Source organism: Caulobacter radicis (assembly GCF_003094615.1).
In the GTDB taxonomy this organism is placed as follows: domain Bacteria; phylum Pseudomonadota; class Alphaproteobacteria; order Caulobacterales; family Caulobacteraceae; genus Caulobacter; species Caulobacter radicis.
In genome coordinates, this window is the sequence record NZ_QDKO01000044.1 from 49,478 (window position 1) to 68,555 (window position 19,078).

Sequence of the window (19,078 nt, forward strand, 5' to 3'; positions counted from 1 at the left end):
AGGCGGCCAGATGGCGAAGGCTCAGCGACTCCAGCTTCGCGCCCACAGTTCGGCGTCGACCAGCCGCAGAATGCTCATGAAGCGGGCCTGGGTCATTTCCACCGGCTTGCGCAGGGTGGCGGCGACACCGTCGAGGTCGAGCAGGCTCTCGCGGGCGAGGAGACCCTCGGCGAGCATCGGCCCGATGCGATCGCGGTTGGCCTCATAGGCGGCGGCGACGAAGCTGTTGATGCGTCCCTTGGAGCGGCGGTTGAGGACGTCGGCGGGAAGCAACGCGGCAAAGGCGCGCCGGGCGATCGCCCGGTCGCGTCCACCGGCCACCGATAGCCAGGTGGGGATGGCGAGCGCCAGTTCGAGCACCGGCTGGGCCATGTGCGGCGACACCACGGTGGCGGCCACGCTGCGATCATGGCCATCCATGTGCGCATGAACGCCCAGAACCGCCTGAACGTGACGGCGCTTGCCGGGCGGGAGGCCGGCGAGGCCGTCCTGCCAAGGATGGTGGGGGCTGGCGACCTGCCGCCAAGCCGGGGCCAGGTGCTCGAGATCCGGCGACCTGGGCGGATCCTGGCGACGCAGGCCGATCTTCAGGGCCAAGCGCGCCACGGTCCAGGCGTTCGCGCCCGTCAGGCTGGCGACGTCCATGATCGTCGTCATCACACCTGGGCTAAGCCCTTGCGCCCTGAACCGGTCGACGACGGGCGCGGCGGAAATGAAGTAGCCGAACACGCTGTCGCCGCCCGCGCCATTGAAGAAGGCGGAGGCGCGATGCTGTCGGCCCTGCTGCTGGAAGGCCGCATCCACCGACTGCAGGACGGTCGGGCGCCCCGGTCGGGCCAGGCGGGCCAGAGGCGGCGCAGAAAAGTCGATGTCCCCCGCGTCCAGGACGAGTTCGGTCAACGGCAGACCGGCGGCTCGCGCGACCTGCCGCGCATAGCGCCGCTCGTCGCCCTCTGGCCCGATGGTGGTGACATTGACCGCGAACGCCGCGACGCGTTCCCTCAGCGCCAGGGCCACGATCGAGGAGTCAAGGCCTCCGGACAGCTCGACGATGATCGGACCTTCGGCCGCCGCCAGCGCGGCGACGCTGCCTTCAATTTCCGCGAGCAGCCGTTCGGCCCAGTCGCCGGCCTCCAGGCGCGGCGCCGCCTCGATCACCTGGCTTGGACGCCAGAATGGGCGCGTCGACATCGCACCCTTGGGAGGGGCCGCCAGCGCGTCGCCGGGAAGGATCTCCTCGACGCCGACCAGGCCCGTCGCTGCCGACCGGGCGCCGCCGAAGGCGATATGACGGGCCAGATAGCTCCAGTCGATGCGAGGTGAAACCAAGCCCAAGGCGGCCGCCTGGCCCACATCGGAGAACAGCAGGTCCATCGGCTCGCGACGGATCCGAAAGGCCGGCAGATTGCCTGACGGATCTCGCGCGGCGACCATCCCGCCGGCCGGATCGACCAGAACGGCAAGGTATCGGCCCCAGTACGATCGGCTCAGTGTCTCCAGCACATCAGAGGTATCGCCGAGCCCCGCAGCCGTCCGCACGCGCTCGGGCCGCGCAGCGCGGGTGAAAAGCCGCCCGAACACCACCCCGCGCCCACCGGGCAGAACTAGGATTTCCTCGACCGGCGAGAACGCCGCCCAGGTCGGGCCCTGCGCCGCCAGCGGCAGCGTCGGGCCAAAGCCGCCGGCCTGGATCGCCTGGGTGATGATCGGCGGCGTCTCAGCGCGCCACAAGGCGAAGACGTAGCTCATCACACCACCAGGATCGGCGTCAGCATGGCGGTTCGATGCAGGGACTCATTGAGCGCGCAGTCGCCCGATTGCGCCCAGGCGTGGGCCTCGAAGGGCGGCGTGGCGACGGCCAACACCACGTCGACGTCTATGCCCCTACGAGAGAGAAAATGCGCCATGGCCAGGGAGTCCAGAAGACATATCGGCGTCACTGGAACGAGACTGCGCACAGCCAGGAAGCGACGCGCCAGCGCCTCGGCCTGCGCGCTGCGCCCAGACATGCCGCCAGCGCGACGTCGCCGCCAGCGCCGCCACCCGACGACTCGAGCAAAAGGGCGAAGGCGCAGCAACCAAAAGACGACAAGCACCGCCCAGAAGACCTCGACGACATCCATAGCCGTCGCCCCCGAACGCTCGTGGGCGATTTCAAAGGCGCTGCGCGCGGGCAGCGTCCGCGCGCAGGGCGCCACCGGTTGTCCCCGGCCGTCCCGCACCAGGAGGCCCGCGGCGATCAGCGGCCCGAGGCCGGCCTCGTCGATGGGGCCGACGCCAGCGCCTCGCGCAAGCGCCGACAGGGCGACAGCCTGGGCCTGGCCCAGGCCAAGATAGCGATCGCGATTGAGGTCCAGGACCACGCCCAGGTCCGCGACCAGGCAGTAGGACACGCCCGGCGCCAGTTCGTAAGTCATTGTCAGCCTCGAAAGCGGAGCGGGCCTGTCGCGCCCGCTCCGCGGGGCTCATTCGGGGTCCAGGCCCGTCTTGGGCTGTTCCTGCGAGAACTCGGGCATGGTGTCCGGACCGCCCCGGGTCCGAACGCTCACCGCACCCAGATCCAGCAGCGGATCGGGAACGAGGGTCACGATGGTTTCCATGGCGACCTCCTTTTCACGAAAAGCCCGCCCCAAAGGGCGGACAGCTTGGCGGAACGGCGAGCCGCTCCGCCGGCGTCTGCCTAGTCGGCGTCGATCCCCGCGCGCGGCTGCTCCTCGGAAATCTCCGGGAGGACGTAGGGGCCGCCCTGCGTTTCCCGGCTGACGGCGCCCAGGTCGATCAGGGCGTCTTCGATATGGTCTTCGATCCGTTCCATGACGGTCTCCTTCTCCAGGTCACGCCCACCGTGACAGTTGAACGTTGCGACCACAGGTAGAGAACCCGAAGGAAATAACGCCGGAATTTTCCGATTATTCCGCAGGGCGCCGCGGGTCGCGGTCACTGAGGCCATGGAGGCTGCGGACGATCGCGGGCACCAGCCGCAGGCGGCGGCGGTGATAAGCGACGAGCGCCTGACGCAGCGCCGTGGATGACCCGGCGGCGGCCAGGCCTCGCAGCTCCCGGGTTTCGTCCTGAAACTCGGGGACCAGCTCCAGCTCGGCGCAGCGCGAGCGATGCAGGCGATCGCTGGCGCCGGCCACGGCCCACTCGACCTCGACATTGCCGCTGCGGGCGGCCAGGCGCGCGAACAGGTCCTCAAGGGCTGTGATCGGACCATCGCCCTCGGGAGCGTCAGGCGAGATAGCCGTCTCGCCGCCGGCCGACCTTGCGGCGTTGACCAGAAGAGCGACGTTCCATTGGTAGAGGTCCGACAGGTCCGGCTCCGTCAGACGGGGAACAAGGAAGCCCTCGCCAGGCAGGGCGGTGAGCAGCCGCTCGCCCACTAGGCGATGCAGGGCCGCGCGCACCGGCGTGGCGCTGGCCCCGAACCGCCGCGAAAGCGCGGGGACGTCGATGCGTTCGCCAGGCCGCAGGGCGCTCTCAGACAGCAGGAAGGTCTTGATCGAGAGGTAGACGCGTTCACCGGTGCCGGGCCGATCAATCATCAGGCTTAACTCCCTGGACGCCACGCAACGCAGCGCGCCGAAAGGCGGGCCGCTGTCGCCAGGTCCTGTCGCGCCAGGTCCTTTCGTCCGTGGTCCGCCAAAGGCGGCGTGAGGATGGAAGCATCGATCGCCGATGGCTCCTCCCCGAAATTCCTCCGCGAATTTTGGGGGGTGGATTTTCCAGGACCTAAAGCAGGCCCAGGGTCCGGAAGCTGGCGACCGTTTCGGCGCCGACGATCAGGTGATCATGGACGAGCACGCCCAGGGCCTTGCCGCCGCTGGCGACCGCGCGCGTCATCTCGATGTCGGGCTTCGAAGGCGTGGGGTCGCCCGAAGGATGGTTGTGGGCCAGGACGAGGGCGCTGGCCCCCGTCTCCAGGGCCCGCCGCAGGACCTCACGGACATAGACCGGCGCATGGTCCACGGTGCCCTTGCCCAAGGCTTCGGCCAGGATCAGCTGGTTCTTCCTGTCCAGAAAAGCGGCCCAGATCTCCTCTCGCGGCAGGCCTCGGAGCTTGGCCCGGAAGAAGGCGGCGACCGCCCCGAACGAAGACATTACCGGCCGCGCGCTCAGCGCCGCCAGGCTGACCCGGCCGGCCGCCTCGCGCAGGATCTTGAAGTTGAGGATGGTCGCCTCGCCGACGTGGCGGCGCAGTTCGGCGCGGTCGGCGGCGAGCACGCCGGCCAGGCCGCCGAACCGCTCGACCAGACGCACGGCCAACTCGCAACCTTCGGTCCGTTCGTCCGGGGCCAGATGCAAGTGAAGAATCTCGGCGTCCTGCATGACGTCGACTCCGAAGCGCGCGGCGAAGTCGAGGACCTTCTGGCGCGACGGCGCCCACGCCACCGGGGTTTGGGGCGTGAAGGGGCAGGGCTTGGCCATCGTCTCCAGCACAGTGGCGGTCTCGGCGGTCTCGGGGGCGACGGCGACGGCGGTGAGGGCAGGGGAGGCGGACATGGCGTCCTCCGATCGGACGGCGCCGGACCCTATTGTCCGGATCGCTCACCCGCTTGGCCCTGCCTTTGTCCTTTTGGTCAGAGCTCGGCCTTGGCCGCCTCGTCCCAGTCGCCGAAGCCAGGCGGGGGCAGGGCGATCCGGGTCCTCACGCCGCCATCGCCCAGCGCCTCGGCCAACTGCCGGGCCGAGGCCTCGCCGCCAGGACCCCGATCGGCGGCGATCAGCACCAGGCGCACGTCCGCGGGCGGCCGCCAGCGCCGCAGGTTCGAGGTCGACAGCAGCGCCCAGGCCGGAAGGGCGAACCGATGTCGGGCGGCCAGGGCGGTGAACACCCCTTCGGCCACCAGCAGATCCGGCCCCGCCGCATCAAGGCGCACGGCGCTGCCGGCCGGGATCAGGCCGACGGTCTTGCGCGGCAGGGTCAGGTCGATGGCGCGCCGTCCGCCGGGGGTCAGATAGGTGAGCTCGACGGCGGTGACCGTCCCGTCGGGACCCTTCACGCCGGCCATCAGGGCCGGGCGCGCGGCCCCTGTCGGCCGATAGACCGCGAGCGGCGCGGCCGGATGATGGCGCAGCGCGTCAGGTCCGGGGATGTCGCCCGCGACGCCGCGACCTCGGCAGTGGCGTTCGGACAGCGTGCCTGCGACAGGCCGGCCCTGGTCCCAAAGCCGCAGGGCCGCGTCGCGGCGCGCTGTGCGCCCCCGATCCGAAGCGGTCTCGACCGGCGGCGCCGCCGCGGTCCAGTCTCCGGACGGTCCCAGCAAACCAAGGTTGCGCAGATGATCGCGCACCGCGCGCCAGTCGCCGCCCGCGAAACTATGGACGATGACCCGGCCGTCGCGCTCCAGCAGCGACACCGAGCGATCGCGCCGACTGTGGCCGGGGGCGGGGATGTTGGCGCGGCGACCTCCGTCATAGAGGTCGCCGCCCAAGCGGCGGACGATGGCGCGCAACGACATGGCAGGACTCCTCGGCCGCATCCGGCGGCCCGCCCGTCCAAGCCCTGGCTTGGCCTTTGTCACGGCGGCCCCTCAAGCGCTCCGGCCGGGCGTCCGCGCCCCGGGCCGGTCCGGCGCAGCGACAGGCGCCCGCCGCTTATACGGATAACCGCATAATCGGTCGTTATACGGTTATCCGTATACCCTTGATTTATACGCGATGCCGTATAATCTTGCACTATACGCAATGGCGTATAAAGGTTGGAGACACGCCGTGGACATCATCGTCCGGAACGAAAGTCAGCTCGCCGCCAGCCTCAAGCGCTATCGCAAGAAGGCCGATCTGACCCAGACCGAACTGGGCCGCGCCGCCCAGCTGCGCCAGGCCACCATCTCCGAGCTCGAAGCCGGCAAGGGCGCCACTCTGGAGACCCTTTTCACGGTTCTGGCCGTGCTCAACCTCGAACTGGTCGTGCGGCCTCGCCGAGCCGTCGACGACGCCGCCTTGGCGGACCTCTTCTGATGGCGCGCCGCCCGCGCCACAGCCCGCTGGCCGTCTACATGAACGGCCGGCGGGTCGGGCTGCTGCGTCGTGAACCCAGCGGGGCCGTCGATTTCACCTATGACGCCGAATGGCTGACGGTAGGCGCCGCCTTGCCCGTTTCGCTGTCCCTGCCGCTGCGCGAGGACCGCTACATCGGCGCGCCGGTGATGGCCGTCTTCGACAACCTGCTGCCCGACAACATCGACATCCGCAGCCGCGTCGCGGCCAAGGTGGGCGCCGAAGGCGCAGATCCCTACAGCCTGCTGTCGGCGCTGGGCCGCGACTGCGTGGGCGCTCTGCAATTTCTCCCCGAGAGCGCGCCGCCGCCGGTTGTCGGCCGGGTGGAGGGCCAGCCCATGACCGAGGCGGACATCGCCAGGATCCTGGCCAATCTGGCCCGCGCGCCCCTGGGTCTGGAGCCCGACGATGATTTTCGCATATCGATCGCCGGCGCGCAGGAAAAGACCGCCTTCCTGCGCCAGGACGGGCAATGGCTGCGGCCATTGGGCGCGACCCCGACCACCCACATCTTCAAGCCGCAGATCGGTCGCCTGCCCAATGGCCTGGACCTCTCCAACAGCGTGGAGAACGAATACCTCTGCCTGACCCTGCTGGCGGCATGGGGCTTGCCCAGCGCCGCCGTCGAGATGGCCAGCTTCGAGGACCGGCGGGTTCTGGTCGTCGAGCGGTTCGACCGCTTCCACGACCGGGATCATCGCCTCCTGCGCCGCCCCCAGGAGGACTTCTGCCAGGCCCTCTCCACGCCGTGGGTGGGCAAGTACGAGGCCGACGGCGGCCCCGGCGTCCTCAAAGGCCTGGACCTGCTGGCCGCGAGCGACACGCCCGCCAACGATCGCCTGGCCTTCCTGAAGGCCCAGGTCGTCTTCTGGCTGCTGGGGGCCACCGACGGCCACGCCAAGAACTTCAGCCTCTTCCTGCAACCGGGCGGCGGCTTTCGGATGACCCCGCTCTATGACGTCCTGTCGGCCGAGCCCAGTCGCGCCGCCCGTCAGATCGAGCCAAAGCAGATGAAGCTGGCCATGGCCGTCGGCGAGCGGCGACATTACCGTATCGGCGACGTCGCCCCGCGTCACTTCGTCCAAAGCGGCGCGGCCGGCGGCCTGGATCCTGAGGCCGTCCGCAAGATGCTGGCCCACCTGGCGCAGGCGGGCCCTGCGGCGCTCGACCGGGTGCTGGCCTCGCTTCCGGCGGACTTTCCGGCCGCCGTCAGCGGCCCGATCGCCCAGGCGGCCCATGCCCGGCTGGCTCAGATCGGCCGATACCTGGATGGCGACGCCGCGACCAAGGCTTGAGCCTCCCGCCGCCGACGCGGCCAATGTCCAGCGATGCGGCGCGAAAAATCGCCGCTCTGGCGCATGAAGCGCCGTCATCAGGACCATTCCCCTAGTCCCTGCGCGAGGAGGGCGCTCTTGGCGGCGCCTTGGCCAAGCGATCCTTGAGCCCATAGAGACTGGGCAGGAGCTTCAGGCCGCCGAACCGCTCCCGTTCGCACATGGCGCGCAGATAGCCGCCGGCCGAGCTGCGGATCTCCCCATCCTTCCAACGGGCCAGCACGGTGGCCAGGGCTATGGCGGCCCTGTTCCTGCCCATGGCCTCGCGCGCTTCGCGCACGGCCGACAGGTTGATCCCCATCAGCAGCGCGGCCCGGCCGACCGCGTCGACCAGGTCCTCCCACTGGGCTGCGGACGGATCGGCCAGGAAGTCGTCCAGCTCGGGCACGGCCTCGAGCACCAGCGACAGCGGGATGACCTCCTGGCTGATCGCCGCCTCCACCATGGCCGGGTCGGCCTCCGCCGCCCGGCGGGCCGATCGCGCCGAGGGCTCGACTACCTCCTTTCGAGGAGAGGAATACGTTGCTCCTGCGGATCTAGGCTGGGTTGTAGGTTCTTTCTGGGCTTCGTCCACGACGCCCCTGGGCTCATTTTGAATGGATTTGCGAGCCTTCACCCAGGCCGCGTCCACCGCCGCCAGCAGCGCCTGGAACGTCTCATGTAGCGCCTCAAGCTCGCCGAGGCTGGGGGTTCGCGGCAGGCGGCCGAGCGCCTGGTCGACCGCCCCGGCCCAGTCGTAGGTCGTAAAGCCCCGATGCACGGCGTCGGCGCAGACGGTGCGGATCTCGCGACGGATCTCCCCGAGCTTGCGCTTGAGATGCCGGCGCTGGGCCTGCTCAAGTCCCCGCGCGGCGGCCAGGTCGGCGAACTCGTCCCAGCGCGCGGCCATGGGCGCCAGGTCAAAGCCGAAGGCCTCGACGATGTGGCCGCGCTCGTCGCGATAGCCCCAGCGCTTGCCGTTGCCGCTGTCCTTCATGTGCACCAGGCCCGCGCGGACCGCCAGGCGGATCAGGCCCTGGACGCAGCTGCGCGAGCGCTGCAGCTCCTCGCAGAGCGCATCGTTGGACGGCCAGGCCAGGGGATGGGTGCGACCCGTCCAGTCCTGCTCGGCGGTGACCCGCACCAGGGCGCGGATCAGGCGCACGAGCCCGTCGCCGTACCCCAGACGGGGCGCGGCGCGCTCGAACCGGTCAAGCAGCATGGCCTTGGAGACGCCCTCCGGCAGGCCCTGGTAGGTTTCGGCGAGCCTTGCGGCCGCCCACTGGGCGTCCGCCAGACGGCGCACGTCTCCTACCCCGTTCGAGACGGTCTGCATTTTCTGCTCCTCCTTGGGGAGGCCGCAGGCGCACAGGTTCCCGTCGCGCGAACGCGCGTTTTTGGATTGCAGCGATGTCGGTGATTCGGTTAGAAAGAGCAGGAACTAGGAGCTCGGTCGGGGTTGGCGCCCCGTCTAGCGAATGACCTGGAGAACCCGGCGCGTTACAGCGAGCCGGGTTTTTCTATGCGCTCACGGCGTGTTTCCTTTCCTCGTCGCCCCCGTCGAAATAGACCTCGAACACGTGTTCGAGGGCGTCCATCCGATTGGCGAAGCCCCGCTCGGCCTTCATCGCGTCAAGCAATTCGATGAAGCGTTTGCCGACCATGCCGTTCAGCTGAGCCTTGCCGGCCGCACGGGCCTCGGCGCGAAGGCGCTTCTGGTATTCAGCCTGGTATGCAAGATCGCGAGCGGTCTTCATGGCCCCGCCGATAAGATCGCGATTCCAGCCGGCCAACTAATAAAGGTGAACGGCGAAACACCCGCGTTAAGCGAATAATGACCCTTGATCTGACTGGGAATCGGGGCGCGATCCATTGCTTGGTAATTCAAGGGGATGACCCGCCTTCCGGCGGCAGGACGAGGTCGCGGTCGATCAGCACCCGGACAAGCTGGCCAGGCGCGATGCGCAAGGTCGGCGCCCGCTGCAGGTCGCGCTCGACCAGGCGCTGGCCGCTCTGGCCGGCCGAGGCGGCGACCCCGCCGGCGGCGTCCTGCAGCACGACCCGGTCGCCCCGTCGGCCCGCGCTGTTCTGCGCCGCCGCGCCGCCGATCGAGATCAGGGTCGAAAGCCCGATGGCGCGGGCCAGCACCGGCAGGTGCCGATCGGTCTTGCCAGAAAGGCCGCTCATCCCGGCCGCGTCGAGCCCGACCATGGCGCCCAGATCCACGCTGCGGCCGCTGGGAAAGACCATCTGCGTCCAGACCACCAGCACCCGGTCCTGGCCATAGCCCACCTGGCTGTCGTAGCGCCCGATCAGGCGCGTCCCCTGCGGGATCAGGACGGTGCGCCCGGTGCGGTGATCGAACACCGGCTCGGTGACTTGGGCGATGACCGGTCCGGGCAGGTCCGAATTGATCCCGGTGACCAGGGCCGCCGAGACCAGAGCCCCGGCCTTGACCTCAAAGGGCGACAGGGGCGACCGCGGCAGGATCGGGGCCAGCGGCCCGCGCGTCGCCGCCGCGGCGATGAACTGCTCCCTGGCCGATGTCGAAGACGGCGGGGCGGGCGCCCCGTTCGGGCTTGCGGGGGCCAGGGTCGCCGGCGGCGCGGCGGGATCGAGCGCCTCGGCCGATGGCCGCGCCGCCGTCGCGCCGCCGGTCCCATTGAAGAAGGGCGGCGAGGCCCGGGCGGCCAGGCGTTCCTGGCGGGCTTGCTGGACCTCGGGGGAGACCGGCGCGGTCGGCTGCGGCGCCGCGGGCGCCGCGGCGCCTGGCGAGGCCCCCGCACCCGTGGACGCGCCGAGCGGCGCGGGCAGGGCGGCCGGATCGTCGTACCGGGCCGGCAGGCGCGCCTCGATCGGCGTGGGTCCGTCCGCGGCGCGCGCCTCCGCCTGGGGCGCCGGCGCTCGCCGGGCCGGGCCCTGGCCCATGCCCAGGATGAACCCGGAGCCGATCACCAGGACGATGACGCCGGCGACGGCGGCGATCGCCACGGGCCGATAGCGCGTGATCGGCCGGCGCGGGGCGACCAGGACCCCTTCGGCCGGTCGCTTGGACGCTGCGCCCGCCGCGGCGGCGGGATTGGAGACCGGCGGCTCGACGCTCATGGACGCGGCTCCTGTCGGGTCAGCCGCACCACAATCGGCTTCTTGTCGCCCAGGCGCAGTTCGGCGCGGTCGATGATCCGGTCCACGACCAGGTAGCGGCCCAGGAGACGCGAGTTGACCAACAGGGCCTGATCGTCGGCGTCGAGCAGGAAGACGGGCGGGGCCTCTCGCACGGCCAGGTCGGGCGGAAACTCGATGTAGGTCTTGGTTCCGTCGTCGAACACCCGCACCGGCGTCCAGGGCGGGGCCCGGCCCTTCAGGGGCGCGACCCGATAGCGAAAGTCCAGGCGCTCGACCGGCACGGCGGCCTGGACGGCCTCGTTCGCCTGCTCGGCCGCGGCGCGGCGCGCGGCGTCGGCGGCCCTGGCCCGGGCCTCTTCCTGCGGATAGGTCCAGGACAGGACGCTGGTATAGGCGCCGCTGTCGGTGGAGACCGCATCGATCAGATAGGTGCGCTGGTCGGTGGTCAGCACGAGGTTGGTGCGCAGGCCGCCCCGCATCGGCTTGACCAGCACGATGACCTGCTGGGCCTGGCCGGTCCCGGCTTCTGTCTCGCCCAGCACCCAGCGCACGGTGTCGCCGGCCGCCTTGGCGATCAGCTTCTCGCCGGGCCGCAGCGCGATGGTGGTCAGGAACCTCGGGCTGGTGTGGATCGCATAGAGCCGGCCCGGCTCGAAGGCGTGATAGAGCGCGGCGTTGACGAAGACGCCGCTGGCGGGCCCGGCGCGCGCTTCGGCGTTGGCCCGCTGCAGGGTCGCCAGCGGCTTGGCCAAGGCCAGGTTCGTCCCGGACCGTCGGCGCGGCCCCCTGGATTGCGCGGGCGCAGCGCGCTGGGTCGCGCCGGCGAGCGGAGCGGCCGGCATGGGGCTCGCCTTGGCCTGCTCGACGGGGCCGACGCCCGCTCCCCCGGCGCTCTGGGCGTGACCGGTGGTCCGGAGGACCGGCGGCAGGACTGCGGGTCGGGGGCTCTGGGCCTGGGATGACGGCGGCGCGGACGGCGGGGCGGACGACGCCGCCGCCAAGGGCGCGCAGGCCAGGGCGGCCATGAGGGCCAGGGCGCGGCCGGGAAGGGTGATGCGCAGGCTCATAGGTCGCGGCTCCATTGGAAGCTGGTGATTTCCAGGCCCCGGGCGTTGTCGAAGAGCTCGGCCTCGGTCCTGGGCGGCCTTGGCGCGATGCTGAACAGGCCCGTCCAGCGCACCGGCGGGCCGGCCACGCCCTGCAGGTAGGTCGTTTCGCGCCATTGGACCTGGAAGGTGGTCGGGCTGCGCGCAAGCACCGAGGCGATTTCGACGGAAACCGCCTCCTGGCCCAGGCGCGCGGCCGGGTCGTGCTCCTGGCCGTACTGGACGAGGCTGGCGCGCGCGCCCTGATTGGTCATCCGCGTGGCCCGCGACCAGTTCTCCCGCAGGACCACCGGATCGGTGCTCTTGGAGCGCACGCGCTCGACGAAGTCGCAGACGAAGCTGGCCTTGATGGCCTCGTCGGGCCTGTAGGCGCGGTCGGCCAGCTCGACCCGGCCCGGGCGTCCGTACCGGTCGATCGGCACGACATAGGTCGCGATCGGCCGTCGCAGCTGTACATAAAGAAAGGCGCTGGTGCTCAGCATCGCCAGCGCCAGGCAGCCGAAGGCCATCAGCCGCCAGTTTCGCGCCTGCACGCGCGCCGAGCCGATGCGGTCGTCCCAGACCTGGGCGGCGCGATGATACGGCGTCTCCTGCGGCGTGGACTGGCCATAGCGGTCCTGCGGGCGCTTGAAGGCGTTGGACGTCATCGGCGGCTCCTTCAGGGCTGGCGCCGTCTGGGCGGATCGGGCTCCCCGTCCTCGGGCTCGGGCGGCGGATCGTCCGAAAGCCCGCCGGCCGAAGCGGCCGACGAGGCGTTGGCCCCGGACGGTGGCGCGTAGGTGGCGCGCGCGCGGCCGACGACGGCGCTGGTCGAGGCGGCACGGCGGCCACCGCCCGAAGCAGCGGCGCCGCCGCCTGACGACCCGCCGGGGGGCGAGCCCCCGGATGCTCCTCCCCTGCCGCCGCCTTGGCCGCCGCCCTGGCCCCCGCTGGGCAGCCGCGAGGCCGATCGGGCCGAGGCGGCCGATCCAGCCGCGCCTGCGCCCATGGCCCAGCGTCCGGCCAGGGCCAGCCCGCCCACCGTGGCGGCCAGGCCCACCGCCCCAGCGGCGGCCGAGCCGGCGCTGAGCTGCGGACCGCCGGTGATTTGAGCGGCCGCCAGGGCGGGCAGCTTCAGCGCCAGCATGACGATCAGCAGGGCGGCCAGCAGCAGCCCGCAGGACTCTTCCCAGGCCGGCTCCGGGGACACGACATAGCTGGCGAAGATCTGCTCGCCGATCGAGACCACCAGGGCCAGGGCCATCACCTTGGCGCCCACCGAAACGACGTAGCCGATGGCCCGCTCGGCCATGAAGGCGGTCTTGGTCAGGATCCCGAACGGCACGGTCACGAAGCCGATCAGGGTGACGATGTAGAACTCGACGATGGTGACGGCGATCTCCACGGCCAGCACCATGAAGGCCAGGACCACGCCGATGGCCGCGATGCCGGTGATCAGGATGATGTCGATATGGACGAAAAATCCTGTGCCCATGCCTTCTCGAGCAATCCTCCCGATGTACTTGAGCAGGTCGAACGCCACCGCCATGCCATCGATGGCCACCTTTGACGGTTGCATCAGGTCCCCGACCGTCAGCGCGCCGCCGCCGGCTTTCAGCCCCAGGGCTGCAAAGCCGTTGATCACCGTCAGGGTCAGCGTCTTCCAGCCCGAGATCAGCCAGGCGAAGAAACCAAAGAGCAGGATCTTGCGCACCAGGGCCGCGGGGACGTTCTCGTGCTCGTCCAACGCCCAGAGCAGGGCCGAGACGCCCAGGCTGATGGTCATCAGAACCCCGAAGGTCGCCTGCACATCGCCCTGGATCAGTCCGAACCCCGAGCCGACCTGGGTGGTGTAGCGGTCGAGCAGGTCGTCGATGGCGGCGGGCGAGGCGGTCGACATCGCGTCCCTCAGAACCGGTCGCGGGCTGCGGGCTTAGCCGGGCGCGACAGGACCGAACTGCGCTCGGCATCGGCTTCGGCCTTTTCCATGAGCGCCCGGAATTCGGCGGAGCAGGCAGCTGACCTGGCGCTGCCGGCCCGCAATTCGGCGTCCGAGCAGCGCGGGGCTTCGGCCTTGTTAACGAGCCTTTCCGTGCAGGCCCCTGTCACCAGACAGAAGAGGGCGGGCGCCAAATAGCTAAGAGCTCTGTGTCGGTTCATTGAAAGGCGCTCCTTGGCGCGGGCCGCGCCTCTCGCGTTATCTTGGACAGCCGTTCGCTGTCGGCCTCGCCCTTACTGACAAGCGCGCGGCGCTCGGCCTCATAGGTCTGGACCTGCCGTCCTTGGGTGATCAGCAGGACCTGCAGCTGGGTGAGCTGGGTGGAAAGGGCCGCCAGCAGCTGGTTGGTGGCCTGCACCGCCGCGGTCTGGCCGGCGGCGGCCTGGGAGGCGTCCACCGCCGCGCCGACCGCCCCGGCCGTGATCCCCTGGGCCTGGGCGATCTGGTTCTGGACCTGCAGGGCGTCCTGCAGGGTCTGGCGACTGGCCTGGCTCCAGGCCTTCAATCTGTCGGCCAGGGCCGCCGGCGTCAGCCCGGCCAGGTCGCCCGGATAGAGCGCGGCGAAGTCGCGGCTGATGTCCGCGGCCGTGTAGCCCAGACCCTGGGCCTGGCGCAGCAGGCCCGTGGCCTGGCCGGCGATGTCGCGAAGCGGGCCGGTGACGTCCAGGCCCAGGGTCTCAAGCATGCGCTGGGAGTTGGCCAGCTGCGCCTGCAGGGTCTGGATCTGCTGCAGGCCCTGGCTGACCTGCTTGAGCATCTGCGCCACCGCGGCGGGATCATAGACGGTGAGCTGGGCGCGGGCCGCAGGCGCAAGGCCCGCCGCCAGCAGCGGCGCCAGTCCCAGAGGCGTCCAGCCCAGAAGACGGCGGCGACTGGGTGTCATGGGATGGTCTCCTCCTGCAACGGTGTGGCGTTCTCGGCCTCAAGGGCCAGGAAGCGCGGCTCCGACGCCGAGCGCACGGCCAGGGCGGCGGCCAGCCAGGCCACGCCGGCCGCCAGCAGCGGCGGGCTGACCAGGACCTGCGCGCCGGCCACGGCCATGAGCGCGCCGGGCGCGAGCAAGACGAGAAAGGCCAGGCGCCGACGGCGCGGGCTGGCCGTCCACGCGGCCGGCAGTCGCCCCCAGGGACCCAGGCGCGGATCAGGCCGCATGGCGGGCCTGCGCCAGGAACTCGGCGACCTCGGGCAGGCCCTTGGCGCGATAGAAGGCCGGCGCAAAGCCTCCCTGGCCGTGCTCGGCCAGGAGCTTTGTCATCAGGTCCTGGTCGCCGGGCGAGGCCGAGCCGACGGCGGCCAGGGCCACGGGCCCCAGGCCCAGCTCGAACAGGCGATCGCCAGCCGGACTTTGATAGTAATATTCGCGCTTGGCGCTGGCTTCGGCGATGATCGACACCTGCTGGGCGTTGAGGCCGAAAGCGGCGTAGGCCTTGGCCAGATCCGGCGTGCGCGCGTCCGGATTGGGCAGGAAGATCCTTGTCGGACAGGCCTCCAGCAGCGCGCCGGCGATCGGCGAGGCCAGGGTCGTTTTCAGGCTGGGGGTGGTGAAGATCACCGCCACGTTCTTCTTGCGCAGGGTCAGCAGCCACTCGCGGATCTTGCCGGCGAAGGCGGTCGACTCCAGCAGGAGCCAGGCCTCGTCGAGAACAAGCAGGGTCGGGCGACCATCAAAGTCGCGGGCCAGCCGGTGGAAGAGACAGGTCAGGACCGGGCCGGCGGCCGCGTGGCTGGCGATCAGCTCGCCCATCTCGAACGTCTGCCAGTCAGCCCTGGCCAGATCCACGTCGGCCGCGTCGAGCAGCCGGCCGTACGGACCGGCCAGGGTGAACGGCGCCAGCGCCGCCTTCAGCGCCCTGTCCTGCAGGGTCGCGGCCAGCAGCGTGAGGGTGCGCTGGGACCGCGGCGCGGCGGCCAGGCTCTGCAAGGCCGTCCAGACCGCTTCGCGCACCGCAGGGTCAAGGGTCATGCCGCTGGAGACCAGCAGATCCTCCACCCACCCCTGCGCCCAGGTCCGCTCGTCGGGGTCGTCGATGTCCGCGAGGGGCTGGAACGCCAGGCCTGCGCCGCCGCCCAGGTCGTGAAAGGCGCCGCCGACCAGCAGGGTGGCGGCCCGGGCGCTAGCGCCCTTGTCGATGAGGCGCACCTGGGCCTGCGGATAGCCCAGCCACTGCAGCGCCATGGTCAGCAGCAGCACCGACTTGCCCGCCCCTGTCGGCCCGCCCACGAAGGCGTGGCCGACGTCGCCCTGGAAGAGGTCGAGGCGAAACGGCGTCGTCGAGCCGGTCAGGGCGTGCATCAGCGGCGGCTGGGGACCTTCAAAACCGCGCTTGGCGCATTCGGCCGACAGGTGGGCGTTGTGGTCGGGGCCGGGCCAGATGGCCGAGACCGGCAGCAGGTCGCAGAGATTGAGCGTGCTGACCAGCGGCCGGCGCTGGTCGGCATAGGCCTGGCCAGGCAGGCTGCCCAGCCAGGCCTCCACGGCGTTGAGGTCCTCGACCTTGGCGACGAAGCCGGCGCGATTGACCACGCTCTCGACCTGCCGCACCTGGGCGGCCAGCACGTCTGGGTCGGGATGGGTCAGGGTGATGGTGGGGGTGACGTAGCCCAGCGCCGCCAGGTCGTCGCCGAGCACGGCCAGGGCCGCGTCGGCGTCTTGGGCCTTCTGGGCCGCGTCGGGATCCTCCAGGACCGACGGCTCCTTGGTGATCGCCTCCTTCAGAAGGGCCAGGATACCCTTGCGCTTGGCGAACCAGCGCTTGCGCAGGGTGGTGACGGCCTTGCGCGCGTCCTCCTTGTCGAGCGGCAGGAAACGGGTGACCCAGCGATAGGCAAGGCCAAGGCCGTTGAGCTGGTCGAGGATCCCCGGCCAGGAGGCGGCCGGATAGGCGCGCACCGACAGGGTGCGCAGGTAGTGACCCCCCAGTCGCGGATAGAGACCGCCCTGCAGGTCGTCGTCGGTTAGGAAGGCGTCGAGATAGGCCGGCGCCGGCGGCGGCGCGATCGGATGGTCTTTGGTCGAGACGCAGGCGTGCAGATAGGCCAGGGTCGCCGCGTCGTCGAGCGGGACCACCATCGGCAGGACGCTGGCGAGGATGTCGCGCAGGCTGGCGACAGCGGCCCGGAACTCGTCCAGCGCCGCCCTGTAGAGGGCCGCTGAGCCCTTGCCGTCGGGCAGGTTCTCCACCAGCAGGCTGCGGGCCGCGCCCACGGCGTCTTCGGGCGGCAGGAAGGTCAGGGTCAGGAAGTAGCGGCTCTCGAAGTGGACGCCCTCGGCCTCGAACTCGGCGCGCCGCTCCTCGTCGATCAGGTGGCTGACCGGATCGGGGTAGGCCGCGGCCGGGTAGGCGCGAGAGGGCCGGCGGACGGCCTCGACATGCACGCACCAGCGCGAACCCAGGCGCCGCAGGGCGTTGTTGACCTGGGCGCGCGCGGCCACCAGGCCGATGTCGGTGGCGCTGGCCAGATCCGGCCCCCGGAAGGCCAGGGTCTGCTGGAAGGCGCCGTCCTTGTTGAGCACCACGCCCGGCGCGATCAGCAGCGCCCAGGGCAGGTGGTCGAACAGGCGGCTGGACTTTCCGCGGTACTCGCCCAGGAACAACATGGTCCGCCTCAGCCGTCGAGCCAGGCCGGCTGGCGCACGTGCCGGCGAAGAATGTCGAAGACGTACGGATCCTGGCGCGCGAGCGCATAGGCGCCGCCCCAGAGCGCCAGGCCGAGCGGCGCGCCGATCAGCGGCGCCTGAAGCCCCAGCGCGAGGATCGCCGTCAGGGTGCCGATCAGCACGGCCAGGCCGCGCGGCGCCCCGCCCAGGGTGACGGGCTCGGCCAGCGAACCGTGGAAATCGATTTCGAAGCCCGCGACGCGCTCCATCCTAGAACCCCGCCCCGCCGGTGAAGTTGAAGAACGACAGGGCGAAGGAAGAGGCGGTGAAGGCGATCGACAGGCCAAAGATCACGCTGAGACCGCGCCGGACCCAGGAGCCGCCTTCGGAGAACGCCACACCCAGGCCGGTCAGGGCGATGGCGATCACCCCGATGGCCTTGGCCACCGGGCCGGTGATGGAGTCGGCCACCGCGCTGAGCTTGTCGTCCCAGGGCATGGCCGCGCCGCCGCCGCCGGACGCCAGTGCCGGGCCGGCGGCCAGGACCAGCACGGCCGTCAGACCCAGGAAACCTACGAGACGAGGGGAGGGGCCAGACGAGAAGGGGAGCGTAGGCATGGCCGGGTCCTCGTGGTTGACGACCAGACCGTGCACAGCCTGCGTTTGCGTCGCAATTCACCAGAATTCGCTAGCGAGAACCCACGGGACTTGAGCGTAACAGAGCCTCGCGCAGCGCTCAGTGCTCGGCCGCCAAGCAGGTGGCCTGGGCGAGGGCCTCGATTAGAGGACGCCAGCCCGCTGAACGGCCAGCGCCACGCGATTTGGTCAGTCCGCGCCACGCCGTTGAGCACGCAAGATGTTCTCTTTCGGAGCGGTTGCCGTCTCCCGCTCACGACCCAATGCGGACTCTGATCTGCTTGGCCGCTGCGGGCCGTCCGTTTTGCCTTATGATCTTCGCGAACACCCATCGACTCACGTCTGCAGGAGGGGTGGAGTAGCATGTCGTTTGACGAAACTAGCTGGATAGTGCGGGCGCCTGGTGATTTCGAGCGGTTTGAAGCGTCCCTCAACGGGGCAGCCTACGGTCCACACCGGCACGACACATACGCCATCGCCATAACCGTCGCGGGGGTGCAGAGCTTCTCCTACCGCGGATCACGGCGTCATTCGGTGCCCGGTCAGATCGTCGTTCTCCATCCAGATGAGCTTCATGACGGTCACGCCGGGGACGGGCGACACTTCCGGTACCGGAGCGCCAGCGTCGCACCATCCGCACTTCAGGAGGCTCTCGGCGGACGCGCCCTTCCGTTCCTTGCCGAGGGCGTATCTGACGACGCGCGGCTGCACGCGGCCGCCACGGCCCTTATTGGTGATCTCAACCAAGACCTCTGTGGCCTGGAGTATGATCAGGCCATGCTCGGCCTCGCGGAGGCGCTGTCAGAGCTTGGGAGTGAACAGACGTATCACCGGCGCGTGGATCTCCAGGCGGTGGCGCTGGCGCGCGCGTTCATAGACGCCCACCCGGACAGCAATGTCCGACTTGATGATCTCGAACGCGTCAGCGGGCAGGATCGCTGGCAGCTCTCGCGCGGATTCCGTGCGCTGCTGGGCGTCAGTCCATATCGCTATCTGATCTTCCGCCGCCTCGACACAGCGCGAGCCATGATGAACGGCAGGACCCCGCTTGCAGAAATCGCCGCTGCCAGCGGATTCTCTGACCAGAGCCACCTGACGCGACACTTTCGGAGCGCCTACGGCCTGACGCCGGCGCAATGGCAACGGCTCAATCGTCCTAGACCTGTATGAGGAGCGCCCTCAGTCTCCATAAGATGAAGAACAAGATCGGCCTGACGCAGAAACTCGCCATGGTCTTCCGACCATTGGGCGCCGCGAACGGTCGCGACGCTCAACGACTATGACATCATGATCGTTAAACTCTTGGGACAGTACGCTT

The 19,078-nt window shown here is 70.2% G+C and carries 21 protein-coding genes; 3 read left to right on the forward strand and 18 right to left on the reverse strand.

Annotated elements, in window-relative coordinates; all coding sequences use genetic code 11:
• Window positions 1–21: 21 nt before the first annotated feature.
• From DDF62_RS24915 to DDF62_RS24940, 7 genes are all read right to left on the reverse strand, one after another.
• A complete protein-coding gene (locus tag DDF62_RS24915) occupies window positions 22–1,749 on the reverse strand; it encodes an asparagine synthase-related protein (RefSeq protein ID WP_116491615.1) in 1,728 nt (575 codons plus the stop codon).
• Entirely contained in the window at window positions 1,749–2,417 is a 669-nt protein-coding gene (locus DDF62_RS24920) for a lasso peptide biosynthesis B2 protein (RefSeq protein ID WP_116491616.1), read from the reverse strand. Before DDF62_RS24920 ends, DDF62_RS24915 begins: the two co-directional genes overlap by 1 nt.
• Before the next feature lie 48 nt (window positions 2,418–2,465).
• On the reverse strand, window positions 2,466–2,600 hold the full coding sequence (locus DDF62_RS26530) for a hypothetical protein (protein WP_279325494.1): 135 nt from the start codon (window positions 2,598–2,600) through the stop codon (window positions 2,466–2,468).
• 80 nt (window positions 2,601–2,680) lie between these two features.
• A complete protein-coding gene (locus DDF62_RS24925; protein ID WP_116491617.1) occupies window positions 2,681–2,815 on the reverse strand; it encodes a benenodin family lasso peptide in 135 nt (44 codons plus the stop codon).
• Between the two features lie 94 nt (window positions 2,816–2,909).
• Window positions 2,910–3,545, reverse strand: a complete 636-nt coding sequence (locus tag DDF62_RS24930) for a GntR family transcriptional regulator (protein WP_116491618.1) — start codon at window positions 3,543–3,545, stop codon at window positions 2,910–2,912.
• 187 nt (window positions 3,546–3,732) lie between these two features.
• Window positions 3,733–4,503: a JAB domain-containing protein gene (locus tag DDF62_RS24935; RefSeq protein WP_116491619.1), complete on the reverse strand. Its 771-nt coding sequence runs from the start codon at window positions 4,501–4,503 to the stop codon at window positions 3,733–3,735.
• Between the two features lie 77 nt (window positions 4,504–4,580).
• Window positions 4,581–5,462, reverse strand: a complete 882-nt coding sequence (locus DDF62_RS24940) for a DUF7146 domain-containing protein (RefSeq protein WP_116491620.1) — start codon at window positions 5,460–5,462, stop codon at window positions 4,581–4,583.
• A gap of 253 nt (window positions 5,463–5,715) precedes the next feature.
• On the opposite strand from DDF62_RS24940, the gene DDF62_RS24945 reads away from it, so the two are divergent.
• Window positions 5,716–5,964, forward strand: a complete 249-nt coding sequence (locus DDF62_RS24945) for a helix-turn-helix transcriptional regulator (protein WP_243410577.1) — start codon at window positions 5,716–5,718, stop codon at window positions 5,962–5,964.
• The gene (locus DDF62_RS24950) at window positions 5,964–7,298 is read left to right on the forward strand and encodes a type II toxin-antitoxin system HipA family toxin (protein WP_116491622.1); all 1,335 of its coding nucleotides are present in this window, start codon (window positions 5,964–5,966) and stop codon (window positions 7,296–7,298) included. Before DDF62_RS24945 ends, DDF62_RS24950 begins: the two co-directional genes overlap by 1 nt.
• 91 nt (window positions 7,299–7,389) lie before the next feature.
• On the opposite strand, the gene repC is transcribed toward DDF62_RS24950, so the two are convergent.
• From repC to DDF62_RS25005, 11 genes are all read right to left on the reverse strand, one after another.
• On the reverse strand, window positions 7,390–8,652 hold the full coding sequence (gene repC, locus DDF62_RS24955) for a plasmid replication protein RepC (protein ID WP_116491623.1): 1,263 nt from the start codon (window positions 8,650–8,652) through the stop codon (window positions 7,390–7,392).
• 184 nt (window positions 8,653–8,836) lie between these two features.
• The gene (locus DDF62_RS24960; RefSeq protein ID WP_116491645.1) at window positions 8,837–9,073 is read right to left on the reverse strand and encodes a transcriptional regulator; all 237 of its coding nucleotides are present in this window, start codon (window positions 9,071–9,073) and stop codon (window positions 8,837–8,839) included.
• Window positions 9,074–9,200: 127 nt separating this feature from the next.
• Window positions 9,201–10,421: a TraB/TrbI/VirB10 family type IV secretion system protein gene (locus DDF62_RS24965; RefSeq protein ID WP_116491624.1), complete on the reverse strand. Its 1,221-nt coding sequence runs from the start codon at window positions 10,419–10,421 to the stop codon at window positions 9,201–9,203.
• Window positions 10,418–11,509: a P-type conjugative transfer protein TrbG gene (trbG, locus tag DDF62_RS24970; RefSeq protein WP_116491625.1), complete on the reverse strand. Its 1,092-nt coding sequence runs from the start codon at window positions 11,507–11,509 to the stop codon at window positions 10,418–10,420. Before trbG ends, DDF62_RS24965 begins: the two co-directional genes overlap by 4 nt.
• The gene (gene trbF / locus DDF62_RS24975) at window positions 11,506–12,195 is read right to left on the reverse strand and encodes a conjugal transfer protein TrbF (RefSeq protein ID WP_116491626.1); all 690 of its coding nucleotides are present in this window, start codon (window positions 12,193–12,195) and stop codon (window positions 11,506–11,508) included. Before trbF ends, trbG begins: the two co-directional genes overlap by 4 nt.
• A gap of 11 nt (window positions 12,196–12,206) precedes the next feature.
• Window positions 12,207–13,427 (reverse strand): P-type conjugative transfer protein TrbL, encoded by a 1,221-nt coding sequence (trbL, locus tag DDF62_RS24980; RefSeq protein ID WP_116491627.1) that lies wholly within the window; start codon window positions 13,425–13,427, stop codon window positions 12,207–12,209.
• A gap of 256 nt (window positions 13,428–13,683) precedes the next feature.
• Window positions 13,684–14,409: a TrbJ/VirB5 family protein gene (locus DDF62_RS24985; protein WP_116491628.1), complete on the reverse strand. Its 726-nt coding sequence runs from the start codon at window positions 14,407–14,409 to the stop codon at window positions 13,684–13,686.
• The gene (locus DDF62_RS24990; protein WP_116491629.1) at window positions 14,406–14,678 is read right to left on the reverse strand and encodes a hypothetical protein; all 273 of its coding nucleotides are present in this window, start codon (window positions 14,676–14,678) and stop codon (window positions 14,406–14,408) included. The genes DDF62_RS24985 and DDF62_RS24990 overlap by 4 nt, the downstream gene beginning before the upstream one ends.
• Window positions 14,668–17,124: a conjugal transfer protein TrbE gene (gene trbE / locus DDF62_RS24995; protein ID WP_116491630.1), complete on the reverse strand. Its 2,457-nt coding sequence runs from the start codon at window positions 17,122–17,124 to the stop codon at window positions 14,668–14,670. Before trbE ends, DDF62_RS24990 begins: the two co-directional genes overlap by 11 nt.
• A gap of 8 nt (window positions 17,125–17,132) precedes the next feature.
• Window positions 17,133–17,393: a VirB3 family type IV secretion system protein gene (locus DDF62_RS25000; RefSeq protein ID WP_116491631.1), complete on the reverse strand. Its 261-nt coding sequence runs from the start codon at window positions 17,391–17,393 to the stop codon at window positions 17,133–17,135.
• Window position 17,394: 1 nt separating this feature from the next.
• A complete protein-coding gene (locus tag DDF62_RS25005) occupies window positions 17,395–17,742 on the reverse strand; it encodes a TrbC/VirB2 family type IV secretion system protein (protein ID WP_116491646.1) in 348 nt (115 codons plus the stop codon).
• A 381-nt stretch (window positions 17,743–18,123) separates the two neighbouring features.
• On the opposite strand from DDF62_RS25005, the gene DDF62_RS25010 reads away from it, so the two are divergent.
• Window positions 18,124–18,930 (forward strand): AraC family transcriptional regulator, encoded by an 807-nt coding sequence (locus DDF62_RS25010; protein ID WP_116491632.1) that lies wholly within the window; start codon window positions 18,124–18,126, stop codon window positions 18,928–18,930.
• Window positions 18,931–19,078 lie beyond the last annotated feature (148 nt).

Excerpts from the sequence above, each read along its gene's own strand:
- DDF62_RS24915 (WP_116491615.1), bottom strand. The coding sequence starts at position 1,749 with ATGAGCTACGTCTTCGCCTTGTGGCGCGCTGAGACGCCGCCGATCATC.
- DDF62_RS24920 (WP_116491616.1), bottom strand. The coding sequence starts at position 2,417 with ATGACTTACGAACTGGCGCCGGGCGTGTCCTACTGCCTGGTCGCGGAC.
- DDF62_RS26530 (WP_279325494.1), bottom strand. The coding sequence starts at position 2,600 with ATGGAAACCATCGTGACCCTCGTTCCCGATCCGCTGCTGGATCTGGGT.
- DDF62_RS24925 (WP_116491617.1), bottom strand. The coding sequence starts at position 2,815 with ATGGAACGGATCGAAGACCATATCGAAGACGCCCTGATCGACCTGGGC.
- DDF62_RS24930 (WP_116491618.1), bottom strand. The coding sequence starts at position 3,545 with ATGATTGATCGGCCCGGCACCGGTGAACGCGTCTACCTCTCGATCAAG.
- DDF62_RS24935 (WP_116491619.1), bottom strand. The coding sequence starts at position 4,503 with ATGTCCGCCTCCCCTGCCCTCACCGCCGTCGCCGTCGCCCCCGAGACC.
- DDF62_RS24940 (WP_116491620.1), bottom strand. The coding sequence starts at position 5,462 with ATGTCGTTGCGCGCCATCGTCCGCCGCTTGGGCGGCGACCTCTATGAC.
- DDF62_RS24950 (WP_116491622.1), top strand. The coding sequence starts at position 5,964 with ATGGCGCGCCGCCCGCGCCACAGCCCGCTGGCCGTCTACATGAACGGC.
- repC (WP_116491623.1), bottom strand. The coding sequence starts at position 8,652 with ATGCAGACCGTCTCGAACGGGGTAGGAGACGTGCGCCGTCTGGCGGAC.
- DDF62_RS24960 (WP_116491645.1), bottom strand. The coding sequence starts at position 9,073 with ATGAAGACCGCTCGCGATCTTGCATACCAGGCTGAATACCAGAAGCGC.
- DDF62_RS24965 (WP_116491624.1), bottom strand. The coding sequence starts at position 10,421 with ATGAGCGTCGAGCCGCCGGTCTCCAATCCCGCCGCCGCGGCGGGCGCA.
- trbG (WP_116491625.1), bottom strand. The coding sequence starts at position 11,509 with ATGAGCCTGCGCATCACCCTTCCCGGCCGCGCCCTGGCCCTCATGGCC.
- trbF (WP_116491626.1), bottom strand. The coding sequence starts at position 12,195 with ATGACGTCCAACGCCTTCAAGCGCCCGCAGGACCGCTATGGCCAGTCC.
- trbL (WP_116491627.1), bottom strand. The coding sequence starts at position 13,427 with ATGTCGACCGCCTCGCCCGCCGCCATCGACGACCTGCTCGACCGCTAC.
- DDF62_RS24985 (WP_116491628.1), bottom strand. The coding sequence starts at position 14,409 with ATGACACCCAGTCGCCGCCGTCTTCTGGGCTGGACGCCTCTGGGACTG.
- DDF62_RS24990 (WP_116491629.1), bottom strand. The coding sequence starts at position 14,678 with ATGCGGCCTGATCCGCGCCTGGGTCCCTGGGGGCGACTGCCGGCCGCG.
- trbE (WP_116491630.1), bottom strand. The coding sequence starts at position 17,124 with ATGTTGTTCCTGGGCGAGTACCGCGGAAAGTCCAGCCGCCTGTTCGAC.
- DDF62_RS25000 (WP_116491631.1), bottom strand. The coding sequence starts at position 17,393 with ATGGAGCGCGTCGCGGGCTTCGAAATCGATTTCCACGGTTCGCTGGCC.
- DDF62_RS25005 (WP_116491646.1), bottom strand. The coding sequence starts at position 17,742 with ATGCCTACGCTCCCCTTCTCGTCTGGCCCCTCCCCTCGTCTCGTAGGT.
- DDF62_RS25010 (WP_116491632.1), top strand. The coding sequence starts at position 18,124 with ATGTCGTTTGACGAAACTAGCTGGATAGTGCGGGCGCCTGGTGATTTC.